This is a genomic window from Maricaulis sp., assembly GCF_015665295.1.
Lineage (GTDB): Bacteria > Pseudomonadota > Alphaproteobacteria > Caulobacterales > Maricaulaceae > Maricaulis.
Map to the genome: position 1 here is coordinate 88,668 of NZ_JADFAJ010000025.1, position 16,231 is coordinate 104,898.

The window sequence follows — 16,231 nt, forward strand, 5'->3', positions numbered from 1 at the left end:
GCCATGTTCGATCTTACCGGCAAGAATGCCCTCGTCACCGGCGCGACCGGTGGTCTCGGCCAGGCGATTGCCCGCAAGCTGCACGGCCAGGGCGCCACGGTGGCGCTGTCGGGTACGCGCGAGAATGTGCTGCAGGAGCTGGCTGACGAGCTTGGTGAGCGCGCCCATGTGCTGCCCTGCAACCTGTCGGACGGTGCGGCCGTTGATGCGCTGCCGAAACAGGCCGTCGAGGCGATGGGCTCGCTGGATATCCTGGTCGCCAATGCCGGCATCACCAAGGACCAGCTCCTCATGCGCATGAAGGATGAGGACTGGGACACGGTCATCAAGGTCAATCTGGAAAGCTATTTCCGTCTGACCCGCGCCGCCCTGCGCGGCATGATGAAGGCGCGGTGGGGCCGTATCGTCGGCATCACCTCGGTGGTCGGCGTCACCGGCAATCCCGGCCAGGCCAATTACTGCGCCTCGAAGGCCGGCATGATCGGCTTTTCCAAGTCGCTGGCCCAGGAAGTCGCCGCCCGCGGCATCACCGTGAATTGTGTGGCACCCGGTTTCATCGCCTCGCCGATGACCGATGTGCTCAATGAGGATCAGCGTTCGACCATCCTGGCCAAGATTCCGGCCGGCGACCTTGGCTCGGGCGATGATATTGCCAATGCTGTCGTCTATCTCGCCAGCGACGAAGCCGGTTACGTGACCGGTCAGACGCTGCACGTGAATGGCGGCATGGCGATGATTTAACTGTAGAACTTGAACCTGCGGCTGTGGCTTCCCATTCTGGTCTTGCAGAGGGAAACATGCTAACTGCCCGCGCATCCCGGGAATGGCCCACTGTTTCGCCGCTTCCCGTCCTGTCCTGCACCGCTATTATGGCGCGGTGAATCACTATGAGGGTCTGAAATGTCTGACGTTCTCGAGCGCGTTACCAAAATTGTCATTGAACATCTCGATGTCGAGGCCGAAAAGGTCACCGACAAAGCCAGCTTCATCGACGATCTGGGCGCCGACTCCCTGGATAATGTCGAACTCGTTATGGCGTTCGAAGAAGAATTCGACATCGAAATTCCGGATGACGCCGCCGAGCACATCCAGACGGTCGGTGACGCCGTGAAGTTCATCTCCGAGAAGGTGGGCTAACACCCCCTCATGCGCCGCGTTGTCGTCACCGGGATCGGGCTCGTCACGCCGCTGGGCTGCGGGCGGGAAGTCGTTTGGGAACGTCTTCTCGCCGGTCAGTCCGGGGTCGGTCTGATCGAGCATTTCGAGACGGAGGATCTGGCTTGCCGCGTGGCAGGGCTGGTTCCGCGCAAGGACGGTCGTGGTGGCGGGCGCGCAGGCGAGGCCGGGGTGTTTGACCCCGACACCGTCATGAGCCCGCGCGATCAGCGCCGGGTGGATGATTTCATCCTCTACGGAATCGCTGCGGCCGACGAGGCCATCGCCGATTCCGGCTGGGTTCCGCAGTCCGAAGAGGACAAGTACCGGGCCGGCGTCATGATCGGATCGGGCATTGGTGGTCTGGAGACCACCTATGACGCCTCGATCCTGTTGCACGAGAAGGGGCCGCGTCGCCTCTCTCCCTTTGTCATTCCGGGCATGCTGATCAACCTCGCCTCTGGCCAGGTCTCGATCAGGCATGGCCTGAAAGGCCCCAATCACGCGGTGGTGACGGCCTGCTCCACAGGCGCCCACGCTATCGGTGATGCGGCCCGCCTGGTCGAGCGCGGCGATGCCGATCTGATGGTGGCCGGCGGGGCCGAAGCGACGGTCTGTCGGCTCGGGGTTGCCTCATTCATCGCCTGCAAGGCGCTTTCCACAGGTTTCAATGACACGCCCGAGCGCGCCTCGCGCCCCTATGACACGGACCGTGACGGCTTCGTCATGGGCGAGGGCGCCGGTGTTGTCGTGCTGGAAGAATACGAACACGCCAAGGCGCGTGGCGCGACCATCTATGCCGAGGTCAAGGGCTATGGCCTGTCCGGCGATGCCTACCACATCACGGCGCCGGCCGAGGATGGCGATGGCGGTTTCCGCTCGATGTCGGCGGCTCTCAAGGATGCCGGACTGACGCCGGCTGACATCGACTATGTCAATGCGCACGGTACCTCGACGCCCAAGGGTGACGAGATCGAGCTGCGGGCGGTTGAGCGCCTGTTTGGCGAGGCCGCCGGCGATGTCGTGATGTCGTCGACCAAGTCCGCGATCGGCCACCTGCTCGGTGCCGCCGGTGCCGTCGAGGCGATCTTCTCCATTCTGGCGATGCGCGACGGGATTTGCCCGCCGACCCTCAATCTCGACAACCCGTCCGTCGAGACCGCGATCAATCTGGCTCCGCGTGCCGCCGTGAAACGGCCGGTCCGGGCCGTCCTGTCGAACTCTTTCGGATTCGGCGGCACGAATGCGTCCGTGGTATTTGTCGCGGCCGAGTAACGCGTTTTCGGGGACCAAGACATGAGTGACGCAAATGCGCCCGGGGCCAAATCCGGCCTGGTCCGCTTCTTTCTCTGGTTTGTCGTTGTGCTGTTCGTGCTGGCGCTTGCCGCGGCCGGCGCCGTCTATGGCGGCTACAAGTGGATGCAGGCCGAGTTCGCTGCGCCCGGCCCGTCGGCCGAGGAGAACATCATCCTTCTGCCGCGCGGCGCAGGGCTGATCACCATCGCCGCCCAGCTTGAACGCGAGGGCCTGATCTCAGACCGCCGCATTTTCCGTGCGGCCGTGACGCTGGATGGCGGCGAGGGCGTGTTGCGGGCCGGCGAGTATCGCATCCCCGCCGGGGCCTCGATGGCGCAGATATACGAGCAGCTTCGCGTGGGTCAGACGGTGCAATACCCCGTCACCTTTGCCGAGGGCCTGACCAGCGCCATGATTGTCGAGACCCTGAATGCGGCGGACGTGCTGACCGGTGCGATCACCGAAATCCCGGCCGAAGGCAGCCTGCTGCCGGAAACCTATCTGGTGACCCGCGGGACATCGCGCCAGGAAGTCCTCAACCGCATGGCGACCGCCCAGGCCGAACTGCTGGACCGTCTATGGGAGGGCCGGGCCGAGAACCTGCCCTTCGAGACCCGCGAAGAGGCGATCATCCTGGCCTCGGTCGTCGAAAAGGAGACAGGCGTGGGGGCTGAACGCCCCGAGGTCGCTGCCGTCTTTGTCAATCGACTGCGTCGCGGCATGCGGCTGGAGAGCGACCCCACCATCATCTACGGCATCACCCGGGGCGTGCCGCTGGGCCGTGGCCTGCGGCGCTCCGAGATCGATAATCCGGACAATGCCTGGAACACCTACCAGATCCCGCGCCTGCCCCCGACTCCGATCGCCAATCCCGGCAGCCAGTCGCTCGCCGCGGTCCTGAATCCGGCCGAAAGCACGGCCCTCTTCTTCGTTGCCGACGGCACGGGCGGCCACGCCTTCGCCGATACCTACGCCCAGCATCAACGCAATGTCGCCAACTGGCGCCGCATCGAGCGCGATCGCCGCAATGGAGGCAATTGAGATGGGAGTCCTTTCCGGCATGACCGGTTTTGCCCGCGTCGACGGCCAGACGCCGGGCTGGAGCTGGACCTGGGAAGCTCGCAGCGTCAATGGCAAGGGGCTGGAGGCGCGGTTTCGCCTGCCGACCGGCTTCGAGCGCCTGGAATCCAAGGCCCGCGATCTCGCCAAGGCGCATTTCACCCGCGGCAATGTCAACGCCACCCTCAACCTGCGTCGCGAAAGTGAAGCCGGCGGGGGGCGGATTGACCTGTCCCGTTTGCGCAGTCTCATCGACCAGGCCGCACCGTTGCTTGAAAGTGGCGCGGTGCAGCGACCGACTCTGGACGGGCTGTTGGCCCTTCCGGGCATGATTGACAGCGACCAGGCCGATGAGGGCGAGGATACAGATGCGCTCGACAAGGCCATTCTCGCTTCGCTGGGCAGCGCCCTGGAAGGCTTGCGCGCCGCGCGGCGTGAAGAGGGGGCGGCGCTCTGCGGTGTCCTGACCGGACATGTCGAGGAAATCACCCGCTTGACCGCCGAGGCGGCCGGTCATGCGGCCACCCGTACCGATGCCATTCGCGACCGGATTGCCGCCAAATTCACCGAACTCCTGCCCGACGGGCTTCCGGAAGACCGGCTTGCCACCGAGGCCGCGATGCTGGCTGTGAAGATGGATGTCCGCGAGGAACTCGACCGCCTGCACGCCCATATCGGCTCGGCGCGTGAACTGCTGGCCCGGGGTTCCCCGGTGGGCCGCAAGCTGGACTTCCTGTCTCAGGAGTTTAATCGCGAGGCGAACACACTATGCTCGAAGTCCTCCGATTCTTCGCTGACCGCGATCGGGCTTTCGCTCAAGAACACGGTCGATCAGTTCAGGGAGCAGATACAGAATGTCGAGTGATGGCTTTCCAGCGCCGATTTTCCGTGGCCGCCGCCGCGGCGTTCTGCTCGCCCTGTCCAGCCCGTCCGGTGCCGGCAAGACGACCCTGTCCAAACGGCTTTTGAGCCAGAACCCCGATGTCGTACTGTCGGTCTCGGCGACCACGCGCAAGCCGCGCCCCGGCGAGGTCGACGGGCAGGATTATCACTTTATCTCGGTCGATGAATTCAAGAAGAAGATCGAGGACGACGCCTTCTTCGAGTGGGCTGAAGTGTTCGGTCGCTACTACGGCACGCCGAAAACCCCGGTCATGGAGGCCGTCGAAGATGGCCGCGATGTCGTCTTCGATATCGACTGGCAGGGCGCCCAGGCCCTGGCGGCCGCAGCGCCCGATGATGCCGTGCGCGTCTTCATCCTGCCGCCTTCGCTGGCCTTGCTGGAAGACCGACTGCGCAAGCGTGGTCAGGATACGCCGGAGATCATCAAGGACCGCATGGCGCGCGCCAAGGACGAGATCTCGCACTGGCATGAATATGATTATGTCATCGTCAATGATGATTTCGCGCGGGCGCTGGAAAAGCTCAACGAGATCCTCCACGCCGAACGTCTCAAGCGTCTGCGTCATCCCTGGCTGGAAGAATTCGTCGACGCCATCATGGACCAGTAAAGGCCCCGCTTCGGATCAGGCCCGGCTTGCTTCATAGGCCGAGCGCCAGACCCGAGCGAGTGTTTGAAATCCAGTAATATCAATTACTTCGGCTCTTGACCCGGCATCGATCCCGGCACTGTCGAGCAGCGCGTCAGCGCTGGTTCCGGCCTGGCCGGCTGCCTGGGCAAGGCTGCGGCGAAGCGTCTTGCGGCGCTGTCCGAAGGCCGAGGCCGTGATCCGCTCGAGGGCCGTCACGTCCTTGAATTGCTGTGCTTCAGGCAGGGGATCGAGCACCACGACCGCCGACTCCACCTTTGGGGGCGGGGTGAAGGCGCGGGCCGGGATTTTCAGCGACAGCCGGGCATCGCAGCGCGATTGGGCGATGACGGCAAGCCGGCCATAGGCCTTGTCTCCCGGCTGGGCGACCACGCGTTCGGCGACCTCGCGCTGGAACATCAACACCGCACGCCGCCACCAGATCGGCTCGGCCTGCAGCCATTTGATCAGCAATTGCGTGCCGACATTATAGGGCAGGTTGGACAGGATGACCTTGTCACCCGGCCCGGTCAGAAGCGCCGTCTCGTCAACCTCCAGCGCATCGCCCCGATGCACCGTCAGGCGTCCGCCCGATGCCGCGTTGATTTCCTCCAGAGCGCCGAGGAAGCGGGCATCCATCTCGACCGCGAGCAGGGATTTTGCGCCTTCGGCCAGGATGGCGCGGGTCAGGCCGCCCGGACCCGGTCCGACCTCGATCGCCTGGGCCTCGCTCATATCGCCGGCAAGTCGGGCAATCTTGGCGGTCAGGTTGAGATCGAGCAGGAAGTGCTGGCCGAAGGATTTCCTTGCGCCGAGATCATGGCTGGTGATGACATCGCGGAGCGGGGGCAGGGCGTCGAGGCTCATGCGCGACACTCCGCAATGTCCACAGCCTGGTCGAGCGCGGCGATCAGGCTGTCCGGACGGGCGATGCCCTGGCCGGCAATCGCGAAGGCCGTGCCGTGGTCTGGCGAGGTCCGCACGATGGGCAGGCCCAGCGTGATGTTCACGCCGCCATGGAAATCCAGCGTCTTCACCGGGATCAGGCCCTGATCGTGATAGAGGCAGATTGCCGCGTCATAGCTGGCGCGTGCCTCGGCATGGAACATCGTGTCCGGCGGCAGGGCGTCGGTAATGGCGATTCCGGCCGCGCGCAGCTTCGCGGCCAGCGGGTTGAGCAGCCTGATCTCTTCCTCGCCGAGGGCACCGCCTTCTCCGGCATGCGGATTGAGACCGGCCAGGGCCAGGCGCGGGGCGGCGATGCCGAAATCCGAGCGCAGGGCGGAATCAGTCAGCCGCGCAATCGCCTCAACACGCTCCGGCGTGATCAGCTCGATGGCGCGCGCCAGCGCTTCATGGATGGTGACAAGCACCACGCGCAAGCCGCCACCGGCGAGCATCATGGCAGGTCCGCGGGGGCCCCCGACGGGATGGCCGGCGCATAGCTCGGCGAGGAATTCGGTGTGGCCGGGAAAGCTGAAACCCGCCTCATACATGACGGCCTTCGAGATCGGTGCCGTGACAAGGGCGCTGGCCTGGCCATCCAGGCAGAGGCGCACACCGGTTTCGATCGCCGCCTTGATACAGGCGGCGTGAGCCGGATCGGCCGACCCGGGAGATAGCGGGGCGTGCAGGGATATGCCGACATCGAGCACGGGCAGCGCGTCATCCATCACGCCGTGGGCGTCGCCCGGCGTCGCAACTGGGCGCGGTGCGGGCAGGCCGAGCCGGGCTGCAAGGGCTGTGAAGGCATCAGGATCGCCCAGCGCAAGCAGCGGGCAGGCATTGTCGCGCTGCCGCCAGCTGTTCCACGCCTTGAGGATGATCTCGGGGCCGATACCCGCCGGATCACCCATCGACATGACGACGGGTGACAGGCGGCTCATCACTGACGTATTTCGACAGTGGAGTCGCGGCGCAGGTCTCGCAGCCAGCGGCGCGAATGAAGCGATAATTGCTGGCCGCGCAGCTGGCCTTCAAGGTCGTCGCGGGTGGGAACGCCCGGACCGGCAATGGCGCGGTCGCAGACGATCAGGCCCTGCAGGCCGACGGGCGATTGCATGACGCCGGTATTCTCGCCCTCGTCGAGCGGCTGCAGCGCATCGCGGATGGCGGGCAGGACGGCGTCCGCGGCAATCGAGCCGAGCGGGGTGTAGATCGAACCCGGGATCCGGCCGGCCACGGCCTCGGCCTGACTGCAGGTCGGATTGGCCGCGAGTTCCCGGGTGAAACTGGTGCGGGTCGCGTCGGTCACGGCACTGGTCGGTACGGTGATCTGGACGAGGTCGTATTGCAGTGTCGTCGTACCGTCGCGGGCGCCGACAAGGGCGATCACCATGTAGCCGCCGGGAACCTCGATCGGGTTCGACAGGGCGCCACGACCACCGCTCTGCTCATACTGTCCGCGCATTTGTGGCATGATGCCTGCGACTTCCGGCTGCAGCTGGGAGGCCGTGATCCAGCCGATATCACCGCCATTGGCGGCCGAGGGTGCGTCCGAGAACTGGCGCGCGAGTTCCGGGAAAGTTGCGCCCTGCTGGAGCTGGTTCATCACCGTGATCACACGCTGGATGGTCTGCTCTTCCTGGCCGGGACCGGGAACCTCAAACAGCATTTCGAAAATCCGGAACTGCGGCTGCGAGGCGCTGGCGGCGAGGCGTTCAAGTGCCTGCTCGATCTGCTGTTCGGAAATCCGGACGCGCGAGCCATAGCGACCATTGACGATGATCTGCCATGCAATCTCGGCTTCCAGCTGATGCTGAAGGGTCGACGGATCGACACCGGAGCTTTGCAGGTCCTGGATGATGACGTCGATCGTCGTGCCATTGCGGTCGGCAAGATCGAGCAGGGAGTTGGAGATTTCCTCGTCCGAGACTTCGATGTCGAATTCCGAGGCGGCCTGAAGTTGCAGGTGCTCGTCGATCAGACCGCGCAGGGCCTGATCCTGGATTCGGGCCAGCGTGCCGTCGTCAATCTGGGACATGCCGGTCGAGGCGATGATCAGGCGCATGCGGTTGCGAACATCGACCGTGGTGATCGGCTCGTCATTGACCAGGGCGGCCACGCCTTCGGTCGTCTGGGCGTGCGCGCTGGCGGCACACGCCATCGCGACGGAGGCAAGCAAGGAAAGGACAATTCGTTTGGCGCAGGTCATCAGCATTCGCATATCGGTTCGGCGCGGAACATTACTCAAACTTGTCCCCGGCGCAATCGCCGGACACCGTAGCGCGCAGGGTTCAATCAATCAGGCCCGAAACTCCCGAGCGTGAACAGGGTGATGCGGAACTGGATCGATTCTGACGGGCCCAGTTCGGAAATCCCGAGGTCTTCACGCTGGTAGACAATATCAAATTGTGAGCATTCGTCGCCATAGCGCAATCCGATTTCCTGGCGCCGCGTCGCTTCGCTATCCAGATCCCGCATGACCTCGCCGATAGCGCTCCAGTGTTCGGTCAGCCCGACCTCGAAATCGCCGCGCAATTCGCGCTGGGCACCGTTTCGGGTGCCCGCATCATCGCTGACGTCGAGATAGCGGACATTGCCGGTGAAGCGCTCACCTCGATAGCCGACCGAGACGTCCAGGCGGTTGGTGTCGAGACTGTCAGGGTCGACGCGCGCCTGGATATCGGCCGAGAAACCGGCCAGGGCGATCTCTCCGGCAACGACGTAATCGGACTGGTCTTCTGCCAGGCCGCTGGCGGGATTGAACACGGCGCCGCCGTCAATCCGCTGGCTCTGGCCGACGAAGAAACGGGCAAGGCCAGCCTGGCCCCACATGGCGGTGGTGCGAAGCCCGTAGCTGACACGTTGCCCGTCTTCCCACAGGTCATGGCCCGGTGCGCGAACCGGCTGGAACAGCAGGCTTTCGTCGAGGTCGATTGCGACGCTGTCCTCATTGACCACACGGCTCGCTTCGGTGTCGTCGCTGGCAGCGACAAATGAGACCACCGGTTCGACGATCCAGTCTGCCGATTCGCCGCCCCGGAAGAAGGGCCAGCTGATTTCGGTACCGACCAGGCCAAGCGTTCGGGAAAAACTGTCGGACGCCGGATCGGTCAGCGGGTCGGTGACCGTCAGATCCTCAAAGCTGTAATGGTCCAGGCGCGCCAGCGCGAAGGGCTCGACAACGATACCCGGTCCGCTCACCCAGCGAGTGCGCCAGTCCACCCCGGCAGAGGCGCGGTTGTAATCAACACCGACCTCGCGGCGCAGCATGCTGGCGCTGACATCGACATTGACCCGACCCCAGCCTTGCGGGGCTGTGAAAACACGGGTGTATTCGGCGACCGGTGCGAGGGCCGGAATGATATCGTCATCGGCATTGGTGCGCAGCGACTGGTAGGACGCGGCCACGATCGAGCCGGTGGAATTGCGCGTCCGCCCGTCCAGATAGACCTGGCTGACCAGCTGGCGGCTCAGCGAATTGAGCGGTGCACCACGATCCTTGTCAGCTTCCGAAAAATCATAGCGGCGCAGGTGCAGGCTGTCCGAGGTGCGTTGCACACCGAAACCCCAGCGCCAGTCCGGATTGATGGCCCATTCGCCACCGCCGAACACGTGCCAGCGATCTTCGCTGTCGCCATAGCGTTCGCCATCGCTGTCGATCTCGAACTCATTGGTATAGCTGCCCTCCAGCTCCATGAAGCCGGACCAGAAGCGCTTGCGGTATTCGCCATAGATGAGCGGATTCACATTGGTCATCAGGCGCGGCGCGATGACAGCATCCTGGGAGGGCGAGATCGACCAGTAATAGGGCTGCTGGTAGACGAAGCCGAGGCGCGAGGAGACCCCCACAGCCGGGAAGAGGAAACCGGAGCGCCGCTCGGACGATGGGTCCGCATGCGCAAACACCGGGGCATACAGGACCGGTACGCCACCGATCTCGAGCCGCGCATCGCGGTAATAGATCATCCGGTCGTCGGCATCCTGGACAACCTCGCGGGCCCGCAGGCGCCAGGTCGGCTCGTGTTCGCCGTTTTCGCACAGCTCACAGGCTGTGTAATAGGCATCGTTGAGCTGGAGCGAGCCGTTTTCGCTGCGGATCGCGGCTGCCGCGGCCATGCGGCCATTGTTTTCCAGCATGCTGGCGAATCCGATCGCGACACCCGCCGCGAGCTGGCTGTCGAGTTCAACCTCGTCGGCATATTGCGGGAAGGAACCCTGGCCGAGGATGATGACATTGCCGCGGGCAATTACGCGGTTTTCATCCGGATGATACTCGATCTCGTCGGCCAGCAGGGTGCGCGGTTCCTGGCGAACCCGCACATTGCCGCGTGCGATGTATCCGCTGCCACCCGCGATATCCTCGACATGGTCGGCTTCCAGATAAATCGGTGCCTCTTCGGCCGGAGCCCCTTGGCCAAGGACCGGTGCCCCTTGGGCAAGAACCGGTGCCGACAGGGCGAGTGCCGAAGTGCTGAGCAACACTGCCGCCAGGCGGCGAATATGCGACGCCATGCGCGTCACTCCCTCTCGTCTCCCGGCCCCCGCAGGCGGGTCATGTTCATGACTAGCCGATGCCGGCGGCATCGTCCACGCCGTCAACCGTCTTCGGTCGAGGCAATATAGATCAGCGCCAGCAATGCGGTCAGCGCCGGCGCCGACCAGGCCGCGGTCGCCGGTGGCAGGGCGCCGGAAATGCCAAATGAACTCAGCATTTCCTGAAAGAAAAACATCACGAAACCGGCAATGCCGCCTGCCATTGCGAAGGCTGCCGCGCCACCCAGCCGGTGCAGGCGCAGTGTCGCGGCCGCGGCAATCAGGGTTGAGGCGAGCAAGGTCAGGGGCAGGGCCAGCAGGGCGTGCAGTCGCAGCTCATAGCGCTGGGTCGCCAGACCGGCCTCACGGGCCGAGGTGATCAGGCGCGGCAGATCCCAGAAGGCGACGCCTTCGGCCGACCGGGCCCGCTCGAACAGGGCCTGGCGGTTGATCGAGGTCGGCATGGTGATCTCGCCAAGGTCAAGCCGAGACGGGGTGGGCGTGCGTTCGACCGCACCCGTGACCTGCCAGTAACCGGCGTGCAGCTCGGCTGATTCGGCATCGATGCGGCGTTCCAGGCGAGGCGTGCCGTCACTGTCCTCGGCAAACTGGAAGAAGACCGGGTCGCGCAATTCCTGGCGTTGCTCCTCGAGCTGGGTCGCGGCGATCACGGTGAAACCGTCGATATTGGTTTCGCGCAGCCAGACGGGCTGGGCGGCGCCTTCGACGTGGCGGACATTCATCAGGCTGTCGCGCCGGGCCTCGAACTGGGCATTGAGCTCCGCGGCCAGCGGGTTGAGACCGGTTGCGCCGATAATCCCGACCAGCACCGCCAGTACCATCGGTGCAGTCAGGATGCGCCAGGCCGACATGCCCGAGGCGCGCATCACGATCAGCTCGCTCGACCGGTTGAGCCGGAACAGCGATGTCAGCGTTCCGAACAGGAAGACGAAGGGCAGGGTGCTTTCCAGCAGCGAGGGGGCACGCAGCATTGTCAGCCCGAGCAGGTCCAGCGTCGATACGTCGACCCGGGTGCCGACCGCCCGCGACTGTTCGACGAAATCGACCAGGATGATCACCGTCGCGATGGTCGCGAAGGCCAGCAGCAGGCCGCCCGCCGTCTGGCTTGCCATGTAGCGATTGAGCCGTCCGCCGATCATGCGCCGGCCTCACCAGCCAGCTCGGGCTGTTTCCGGTGCGCGGGACGGGCTCGGGCCGGCCAGTAGATGACTGCCAGGGCGCCGAGCATGCCGGCGATCGGGACCAGGTATTGCGCTATGTTCATCGCGGCATCATCGGCACTGGCCGATTGCATGGCAAAGCCTGCAAGACGCAGCGTCAGGCCGGCGCTGACCGCAATCATCACCCGTCGGCCATAGCCCATTCGCGAATGGTCGCCGGCGAGGAAGCAGGCCGCCGCGATCAGCGCAAAGGCGAGATTGTAGAGCGGGCCGGACAGGCGGTAATGGGCCTCGGCCCAGGCGCGTTCCGGCCCGCCGGTGCGGGCAACCTCGGCGGCCGAGGGCCAGAGGAGTTCGTGCAGGTAGCGGTCCGATTCCTTGAAGAACATGGCGTCGGCCGGCCCGACGAACTCACCAAGGTCGAATTCATAGCGGTCGAAATTGGCGTAGTAGAGTTCGCCGGCCGAATCGATCTGCTGCAGATTGCCGTCGATCAGCACCATCGCGGAGCGTTCGCCTGAACGCACGACGACGCCTTCACGCGCCGAATAGGTCGAGGCCTCGTCCTGGCCGCGGCTGTCATGGATCAGGATGTCCTGCATGCGGCCGTCACGGTCCCGCTCGCGGGCATAGATGGTTACGCCCTGGCCAAGCTGGGAGAAGGCGCCCGGGGTCACCAGGCTGGCGGCCACGTCGGAGCGCAGATTGTGCAGCGAGCGGCGCATCTCGCGATAGGCGACCGGTTGCACAACGAGGTTCACGACCAGATTGGCCAGCAGGACATAGACGCCCAGCCGCATGATCGGTGACAGCAGGCCGAAACGGCTGACGCCGGCGGCCGAGGCAATCACCAGCTCGCTGTCACTTGTCAGCCGGTTGAGACTGGACAGGACCGCCACAAACAGGGCGATCGGAACCAGCAGCGCGGTAAGATGGGGCAGGGCCAGCGCGGTGACCTTGATAAAGGTGAGCGCGGTCTCGGAATAGCCGGAAACCAGGTCGACATTCGACAGGCTCTGCGTCAGCAGCGCGAGGCCGGCAAAGGCTGCAATGGCCGTCATGAACGGCCAGAGCAACTGATTGAAGAGATACCGCTGAACGAGAATCATGAAGCCGGCTTGTGCTGCGCGTTCAGCCTTCTATCTCACGTCGTGATCGGATACCACTTCCGCGACACAAGTTTTCGGCTTCGGGTGCACACTTGGTCACACCGAATAGCCCCGAACTGACTGGATGAGAGGGAATACCATGAAAATCGAATTCGCCGCCGCTCCGAACGTTGCCGGCGCGATCGCCGTTCCGGTTTATGAAGACGCGACGCTGTCGCCGGCTGCTGCCGCGCTCGACACGGCATCCGGTGGCGCCCTCAAGCGCGCCATTGCGGCCTCGCGCTTTGTCGGCAAGCCGGCCCAGACGCTGGAAATCATGGCGCCGTCGGGGATCGAGGCGAGCCGCGTCGTGCTGTTCGGCCTCGGCGCCAAGAACAAGCGCACGGCCTCGACGCTGGAAAAGGCTGCGGCGGCTGTTGTCGCCAAGCTGCTCATCAGCGGCGAGACCACGCTGTCGATCCAGTTTGATGGCGAAACCGACGGCGAGGGTGCAGCCCGCGCCGGCCTCGGCGCCCGCCTGGCCGCCTATCGTTATGACCAGTTCCGCACCAAGCTGAAGGACGAGCAGAAGCCGTCGCTCGCCAATCTGACCATCGCCGTCTCCGACGTTGAGGGCGCCAAGGCCGCCTGGTCGGGCTGGGGCGCGGTGGCCGACGGTGTCGACCTCGCCCGCGAAGTCACCAACCTGCCGCCGAACATTCTCAACCCGGAGACCTATGCCAAGAAGATCGAAGGCATGGCCGAGCACGGGCTGGAAATCGAGATCCTCGATGAAGTCCAGATGACCGAGCTCGGCATGGGCGCGCTTCTGGGTGTCGGTCAGGCCTCGGAATTCGAGAGCAAGATCGCCATCATGAAGTGGAATGGCGGCAAGGAGGGCGAAAAGCCGCTCCTTTTCGTCGGCAAGGGCCTCACGTTTGACAGCGGCGGCATCTCGCTGAAGCCGGGTGCCGGCATGGACGAGATGCGCGGCGACATGGGCGGTTCGGCCGCCGTTGTCGGCCTGATGCGCGCGCTCGCCGGCCGCAAGGCCAATGTCAATGCGATCGGCATTGTCGGCCTCGTCGAGAACATGCCCGACGGCAATGCCCAGCGTCCCGGCGACATCGTCACCGCCATGTCCGGCACCACGATCGAGATTCTCAACACGGACGCCGAAGGCCGCCTCGTTCTGGCCGATGTGCTCTGGTACGCGCAGGACCGTTTTGATCCCAAGCTGATCATCGACCTGGCGACCCTCACCGGCGCCATCCTGATCGGTCTCGGCAATACTCGCGCCGGCATTTTCTCCAACTCCGACGAGATTGCCGCCCAGCTGTCCTCGGCGGGCGATGCCTCCGACGAGCCGGTCTGGCGCCTGCCGCTCGGCCCGGACTATGAAAAGCATATCGAGACCAAGAATGCCGACATCAAGAATGTCGGCGAGGGCCGGCTTGCCGGTTCGATCTCGGCGGCCGAATTCCTCAAATGCTTCGTCAATGACAAGCCCTGGTGCCATATCGACATCGCCGGCACGGCCATGGGCGGGATGAGCATGAAGGATGATCCGCGCCAGCCGAGCTGGGGCACGGGCTGGGGTGTGCGCATCCTCGACCGCTTCGTGCGCGACAATTACGAGGGCTAGGCCCACGCTGTGACCAGGGCGGCCCGAGCGGCCGCCCTTTTCATGTCGGGGCAGGAGTATGGAATGAGCGGCGATCTCTGGTTCTACCATCTCGAGCGCTCCTCGCTGGACGAGGTCCTGCCCGAGCTGCTGGAAAAGACCCTGGCGCGCGGCTGGCGGGCGCTGGTGCGCTCGCCGGACGCCAAGCGCCGCGAGGCGATCGACCAGCTGTTGTGGACCTGGCGGGAGGACAGTTTCCTGCCGCATGGCCAGGTCGAGGCCGGCTCGCCGGAACGCCAGCCGGTCCTGATCGCCGAGGACGAGGCCAATCCGAACGGGGCGCAATGCCTTTTCCTGCTCGATGGCGCCGAACCCGAAAATCCGTCATCCTTTGACCGCATGATCGTCATGTTCGACGGGCAGGACGAGATGGCGGTCACCGATGCCCGCGCGCTCTGGAAGAAGGCGTCGGCACAGGGCTGCAGCGTTTCCTACTGGCGACAATCGCCGGAAGGCCGATGGGAGAAAAAGGCATGACACGTTATTGGCTGATCGCACTGGCCGGCCTCTCGGTCGCGGCCTGCACCACGGGCGGCCATCCGATCGATGGCGGCGAGACCATCATGCCGACCCCCGACTTCGTCGAGGACTCAATCGGCGATAACCGCGCCGATCCGCTCGCCAGCTGTGGCGCCAATGCGATGGGCTATCTGGTCGGCCAGCCGATCGGGGAGGTCGATCTGGACAGCCTGCACGGCAATATCCGGATCATTCATCCCGGCATGCCGGTCACCCGCGATTTCCGCCGCGACCGGCTCAATCTTGACGTCGATGAAGCCGGTGTCATCCTGCGCCCCTGGTGCGGTTGAGCGAGTATATCCCATGATTTTGCGTGTGATCATCCTGTCCTGTTGTCTTGCGGGCTGTGGACTTACGACCGGCGGCAGCGCCTCCAGCCGTGAGCGCCAGCTCGACGCCTTGCCGCCCCTTGGTTCTGCCGAGGATATCAATGGTGGCGTGGTCCGGGCGCCGATCACCGGGACCTGCGGCATGGAGAATGTCCAGCATTTCGTCGGCCAGCCGCGCGTCTCCGTACCGGCCAGCGCGATGCCGGACAATTACCGCGTCGTCGGGCCCAATTCGGTCGTCACCATGGATTACCGCTCCGATCGCCTGACCGTACGGGTCGATGAATACGATGTCGTGGAAAGCCTGGCCTGCGGCTGAGCCGAGCCTCAGCCCGCGAACAGGTGCTGCAGGCGCGCTGCATGGTGGCTGGTCATCGAGAGCGCATGACTGGCCAGCCAGGCGCTGACCGTGTGGGCGGTCTCGATGGCCGTCTCGCGGTCCAGCAGGCTGTCATCATCCTCGTCGGCAAAATCCGGCCCGTCATGCGACTCCGGATCGGCCGCCATCACGATATCGACGCGGATATCGTCCGGGCTGTGAAAACTGTTGTCATGGCGTGAGGCCGCCGGCTGGGGCGCGTGCGGCGAGGCTTGTTTGCGCAGCGGTGTCGGGCGGGGCGGCGGAACGCTGTCGATCTTCATGACCCGCCTCCGTCGCCGGCCGGAGGACAGGCGAGGAAACTGCCGGGCCACCCGGGCCCGGCATCGGCCAGATCAGCCAGTTGATGTGTCGCCGGGCCAGCATCCTGTCGGTAGATGACGCCCGGCAACGCGCCTTCGGATCCCATTGATCCATCCACCTGTAACTTCGATGCTCATATTATATGAGCGAAAGTGCAAATGGTTTCTTAACGGGACGGATTAGGCTTTATTTCTTGTTAAGTCAGGAGGTTAGAATGGCCGGTGACGGTCA

At 64.6% G+C, this 16,231-nt stretch carries 17 protein-coding genes; 10 read left to right on the plus strand and 7 right to left on the minus strand.

Annotation, left to right across the window (positions count from 1 at the left end; genetic code table 11):
• The first annotated feature begins 3 nt into the window (after positions 1 to 3).
• The 6 genes from fabG to gmk all read left to right on the plus strand — a co-directional run bounded on the left by fabG (position 4) and on the right by gmk (position 5,021).
• Positions 4 to 741 (plus strand): 3-oxoacyl-[acyl-carrier-protein] reductase, encoded by a 738-nt coding sequence (gene fabG, locus QZZ02_RS11890; protein ID WP_291844706.1) that lies wholly within the window; start codon positions 4 to 6, stop codon positions 739 to 741.
• Positions 742 to 900: 159 nt separating this feature from the next.
• Positions 901 to 1,137: an acyl carrier protein gene (locus QZZ02_RS11895; protein WP_121212052.1), complete on the plus strand. Its 237-nt coding sequence runs from the start codon at positions 901 to 903 to the stop codon at positions 1,135 to 1,137.
• Positions 1,138 to 1,146: 9 nt separating this feature from the next.
• The gene (fabF, locus tag QZZ02_RS11900; RefSeq protein ID WP_291844708.1) at positions 1,147 to 2,430 is read left to right on the plus strand and encodes a beta-ketoacyl-ACP synthase II; all 1,284 of its coding nucleotides are present in this window, start codon (positions 1,147 to 1,149) and stop codon (positions 2,428 to 2,430) included.
• A 21-nt stretch (positions 2,431 to 2,451) separates the two neighbouring features.
• A complete protein-coding gene (gene mltG / locus QZZ02_RS11905) occupies positions 2,452 to 3,492 on the plus strand; it encodes an endolytic transglycosylase MltG (RefSeq protein ID WP_291844709.1) in 1,041 nt (346 codons plus the stop codon).
• A 1-nt stretch (position 3,493) separates the two neighbouring features.
• A complete protein-coding gene (locus QZZ02_RS11910) occupies positions 3,494 to 4,375 on the plus strand; it encodes a YicC/YloC family endoribonuclease (RefSeq protein WP_291844711.1) in 882 nt (293 codons plus the stop codon).
• Positions 4,365 to 5,021 carry a guanylate kinase gene (gene gmk / locus QZZ02_RS11915; protein WP_291844712.1) on the plus strand — a complete coding sequence of 219 codons (657 nt, stop codon included), beginning with the start codon at positions 4,365 to 4,367 and terminating at the stop codon, positions 5,019 to 5,021. The genes QZZ02_RS11910 and gmk overlap by 11 nt, the downstream gene beginning before the upstream one ends.
• Positions 5,022 to 5,036: 15 nt before the next feature.
• Here gmk and rsmA read toward each other — a convergent pair whose 3' ends face one another.
• From rsmA to QZZ02_RS11945, 6 genes are all read right to left on the minus strand, one after another.
• On the minus strand, positions 5,037 to 5,906 hold the full coding sequence (rsmA, locus tag QZZ02_RS11920; protein WP_291844715.1) for a 16S rRNA (adenine(1518)-N(6)/adenine(1519)-N(6))-dimethyltransferase RsmA: 870 nt from the start codon (positions 5,904 to 5,906) through the stop codon (positions 5,037 to 5,039).
• Positions 5,903 to 6,928 (minus strand): 4-hydroxythreonine-4-phosphate dehydrogenase PdxA, encoded by a 1,026-nt coding sequence (gene pdxA / locus QZZ02_RS11925; RefSeq protein ID WP_366511534.1) that lies wholly within the window; start codon positions 6,926 to 6,928, stop codon positions 5,903 to 5,905. The genes rsmA and pdxA overlap by 4 nt, the downstream gene beginning before the upstream one ends.
• A complete protein-coding gene (locus QZZ02_RS11930) occupies positions 6,925 to 8,193 on the minus strand; it encodes a peptidylprolyl isomerase (RefSeq protein ID WP_291844720.1) in 1,269 nt (422 codons plus the stop codon). The genes pdxA and QZZ02_RS11930 overlap by 4 nt, the downstream gene beginning before the upstream one ends.
• Positions 8,194 to 8,279: 86 nt before the next feature.
• Positions 8,280 to 10,496 (minus strand): LPS assembly protein LptD, encoded by a 2,217-nt coding sequence (lptD, locus tag QZZ02_RS11935; RefSeq protein ID WP_291844722.1) that lies wholly within the window; start codon positions 10,494 to 10,496, stop codon positions 8,280 to 8,282.
• Positions 10,497 to 10,579: 83 nt separating this feature from the next.
• Complete coding sequence (locus tag QZZ02_RS11940) at positions 10,580 to 11,677, minus strand: LptF/LptG family permease (protein WP_291844724.1); 1,098 nt, start codon at positions 11,675 to 11,677, stop codon at positions 10,580 to 10,582.
• A complete protein-coding gene (locus QZZ02_RS11945; RefSeq protein WP_291844726.1) occupies positions 11,674 to 12,807 on the minus strand; it encodes an LptF/LptG family permease in 1,134 nt (377 codons plus the stop codon). The genes QZZ02_RS11940 and QZZ02_RS11945 overlap by 4 nt, the downstream gene beginning before the upstream one ends.
• A gap of 139 nt (positions 12,808 to 12,946) precedes the next feature.
• Here QZZ02_RS11945 and QZZ02_RS11950 point away from each other — a divergent pair, with 139 nt between their 5' ends.
• The 4 genes from QZZ02_RS11950 (at position 12,947) to QZZ02_RS11965 (ending at position 15,637) form a co-directional block, all read left to right on the plus strand.
• Positions 12,947 to 14,431 (plus strand): leucyl aminopeptidase, encoded by a 1,485-nt coding sequence (locus QZZ02_RS11950; RefSeq protein WP_291844728.1) that lies wholly within the window; start codon positions 12,947 to 12,949, stop codon positions 14,429 to 14,431.
• 63 nt (positions 14,432 to 14,494) lie between these two features.
• Positions 14,495 to 14,947 carry a DNA polymerase III subunit chi gene (locus QZZ02_RS11955; protein ID WP_291844729.1) on the plus strand — a complete coding sequence of 151 codons (453 nt, stop codon included), beginning with the start codon at positions 14,495 to 14,497 and terminating at the stop codon, positions 14,945 to 14,947.
• A complete protein-coding gene (locus QZZ02_RS11960; protein ID WP_291844731.1) occupies positions 14,944 to 15,279 on the plus strand; it encodes an I78 family peptidase inhibitor in 336 nt (111 codons plus the stop codon). Before QZZ02_RS11955 ends, QZZ02_RS11960 begins: the two co-directional genes overlap by 4 nt.
• 13 nt (positions 15,280 to 15,292) lie before the next feature.
• Positions 15,293 to 15,637 (plus strand): I78 family peptidase inhibitor, encoded by a 345-nt coding sequence (locus tag QZZ02_RS11965; protein WP_291844734.1) that lies wholly within the window; start codon positions 15,293 to 15,295, stop codon positions 15,635 to 15,637.
• An 8-nt stretch (positions 15,638 to 15,645) separates the two neighbouring features.
• Here the strand turns inward: QZZ02_RS11965 and QZZ02_RS11970 are convergent, their stop codons facing one another.
• Positions 15,646 to 15,960: a hypothetical protein gene (locus QZZ02_RS11970; RefSeq protein WP_291844736.1), complete on the minus strand. Its 315-nt coding sequence runs from the start codon at positions 15,958 to 15,960 to the stop codon at positions 15,646 to 15,648.
• Between the last annotated feature and the right edge of the window lie 271 nt (positions 15,961 to 16,231).

Bases quoted from the DNA above. Each gene is read 5' to 3' on its own strand.
- fabG (WP_291844706.1), top strand. From the start codon at position 4: ATGTTCGATCTTACCGGCAAGAATGCCCTCGTCACCGGCGCGACCGGT.
- QZZ02_RS11895 (WP_121212052.1), top strand. From the start codon at position 901: ATGTCTGACGTTCTCGAGCGCGTTACCAAAATTGTCATTGAACATCTC.
- fabF (WP_291844708.1), top strand. From the start codon at position 1,147: ATGCGCCGCGTTGTCGTCACCGGGATCGGGCTCGTCACGCCGCTGGGC.
- mltG (WP_291844709.1), top strand. From the start codon at position 2,452: ATGAGTGACGCAAATGCGCCCGGGGCCAAATCCGGCCTGGTCCGCTTC.
- QZZ02_RS11910 (WP_291844711.1), top strand. From the start codon at position 3,494: ATGGGAGTCCTTTCCGGCATGACCGGTTTTGCCCGCGTCGACGGCCAG.
- gmk (WP_291844712.1), top strand. From the start codon at position 4,365: ATGTCGAGTGATGGCTTTCCAGCGCCGATTTTCCGTGGCCGCCGCCGC.
- rsmA (WP_291844715.1), bottom strand. From the start codon at position 5,906: ATGAGCCTCGACGCCCTGCCCCCGCTCCGCGATGTCATCACCAGCCAT.
- QZZ02_RS11930 (WP_291844720.1), bottom strand. From the start codon at position 8,193: ATGACCTGCGCCAAACGAATTGTCCTTTCCTTGCTTGCCTCCGTCGCG.
- lptD (WP_291844722.1), bottom strand. From the start codon at position 10,496: ATGGCGTCGCATATTCGCCGCCTGGCGGCAGTGTTGCTCAGCACTTCG.
- QZZ02_RS11940 (WP_291844724.1), bottom strand. From the start codon at position 11,677: ATGATCGGCGGACGGCTCAATCGCTACATGGCAAGCCAGACGGCGGGC.
- QZZ02_RS11945 (WP_291844726.1), bottom strand. From the start codon at position 12,807: ATGATTCTCGTTCAGCGGTATCTCTTCAATCAGTTGCTCTGGCCGTTC.
- QZZ02_RS11950 (WP_291844728.1), top strand. From the start codon at position 12,947: ATGAAAATCGAATTCGCCGCCGCTCCGAACGTTGCCGGCGCGATCGCC.
- QZZ02_RS11955 (WP_291844729.1), top strand. From the start codon at position 14,495: ATGAGCGGCGATCTCTGGTTCTACCATCTCGAGCGCTCCTCGCTGGAC.
- QZZ02_RS11960 (WP_291844731.1), top strand. From the start codon at position 14,944: ATGACACGTTATTGGCTGATCGCACTGGCCGGCCTCTCGGTCGCGGCC.
- QZZ02_RS11965 (WP_291844734.1), top strand. From the start codon at position 15,293: ATGATTTTGCGTGTGATCATCCTGTCCTGTTGTCTTGCGGGCTGTGGA.
- QZZ02_RS11970 (WP_291844736.1), bottom strand. From the start codon at position 15,960: ATGAAGATCGACAGCGTTCCGCCGCCCCGCCCGACACCGCTGCGCAAA.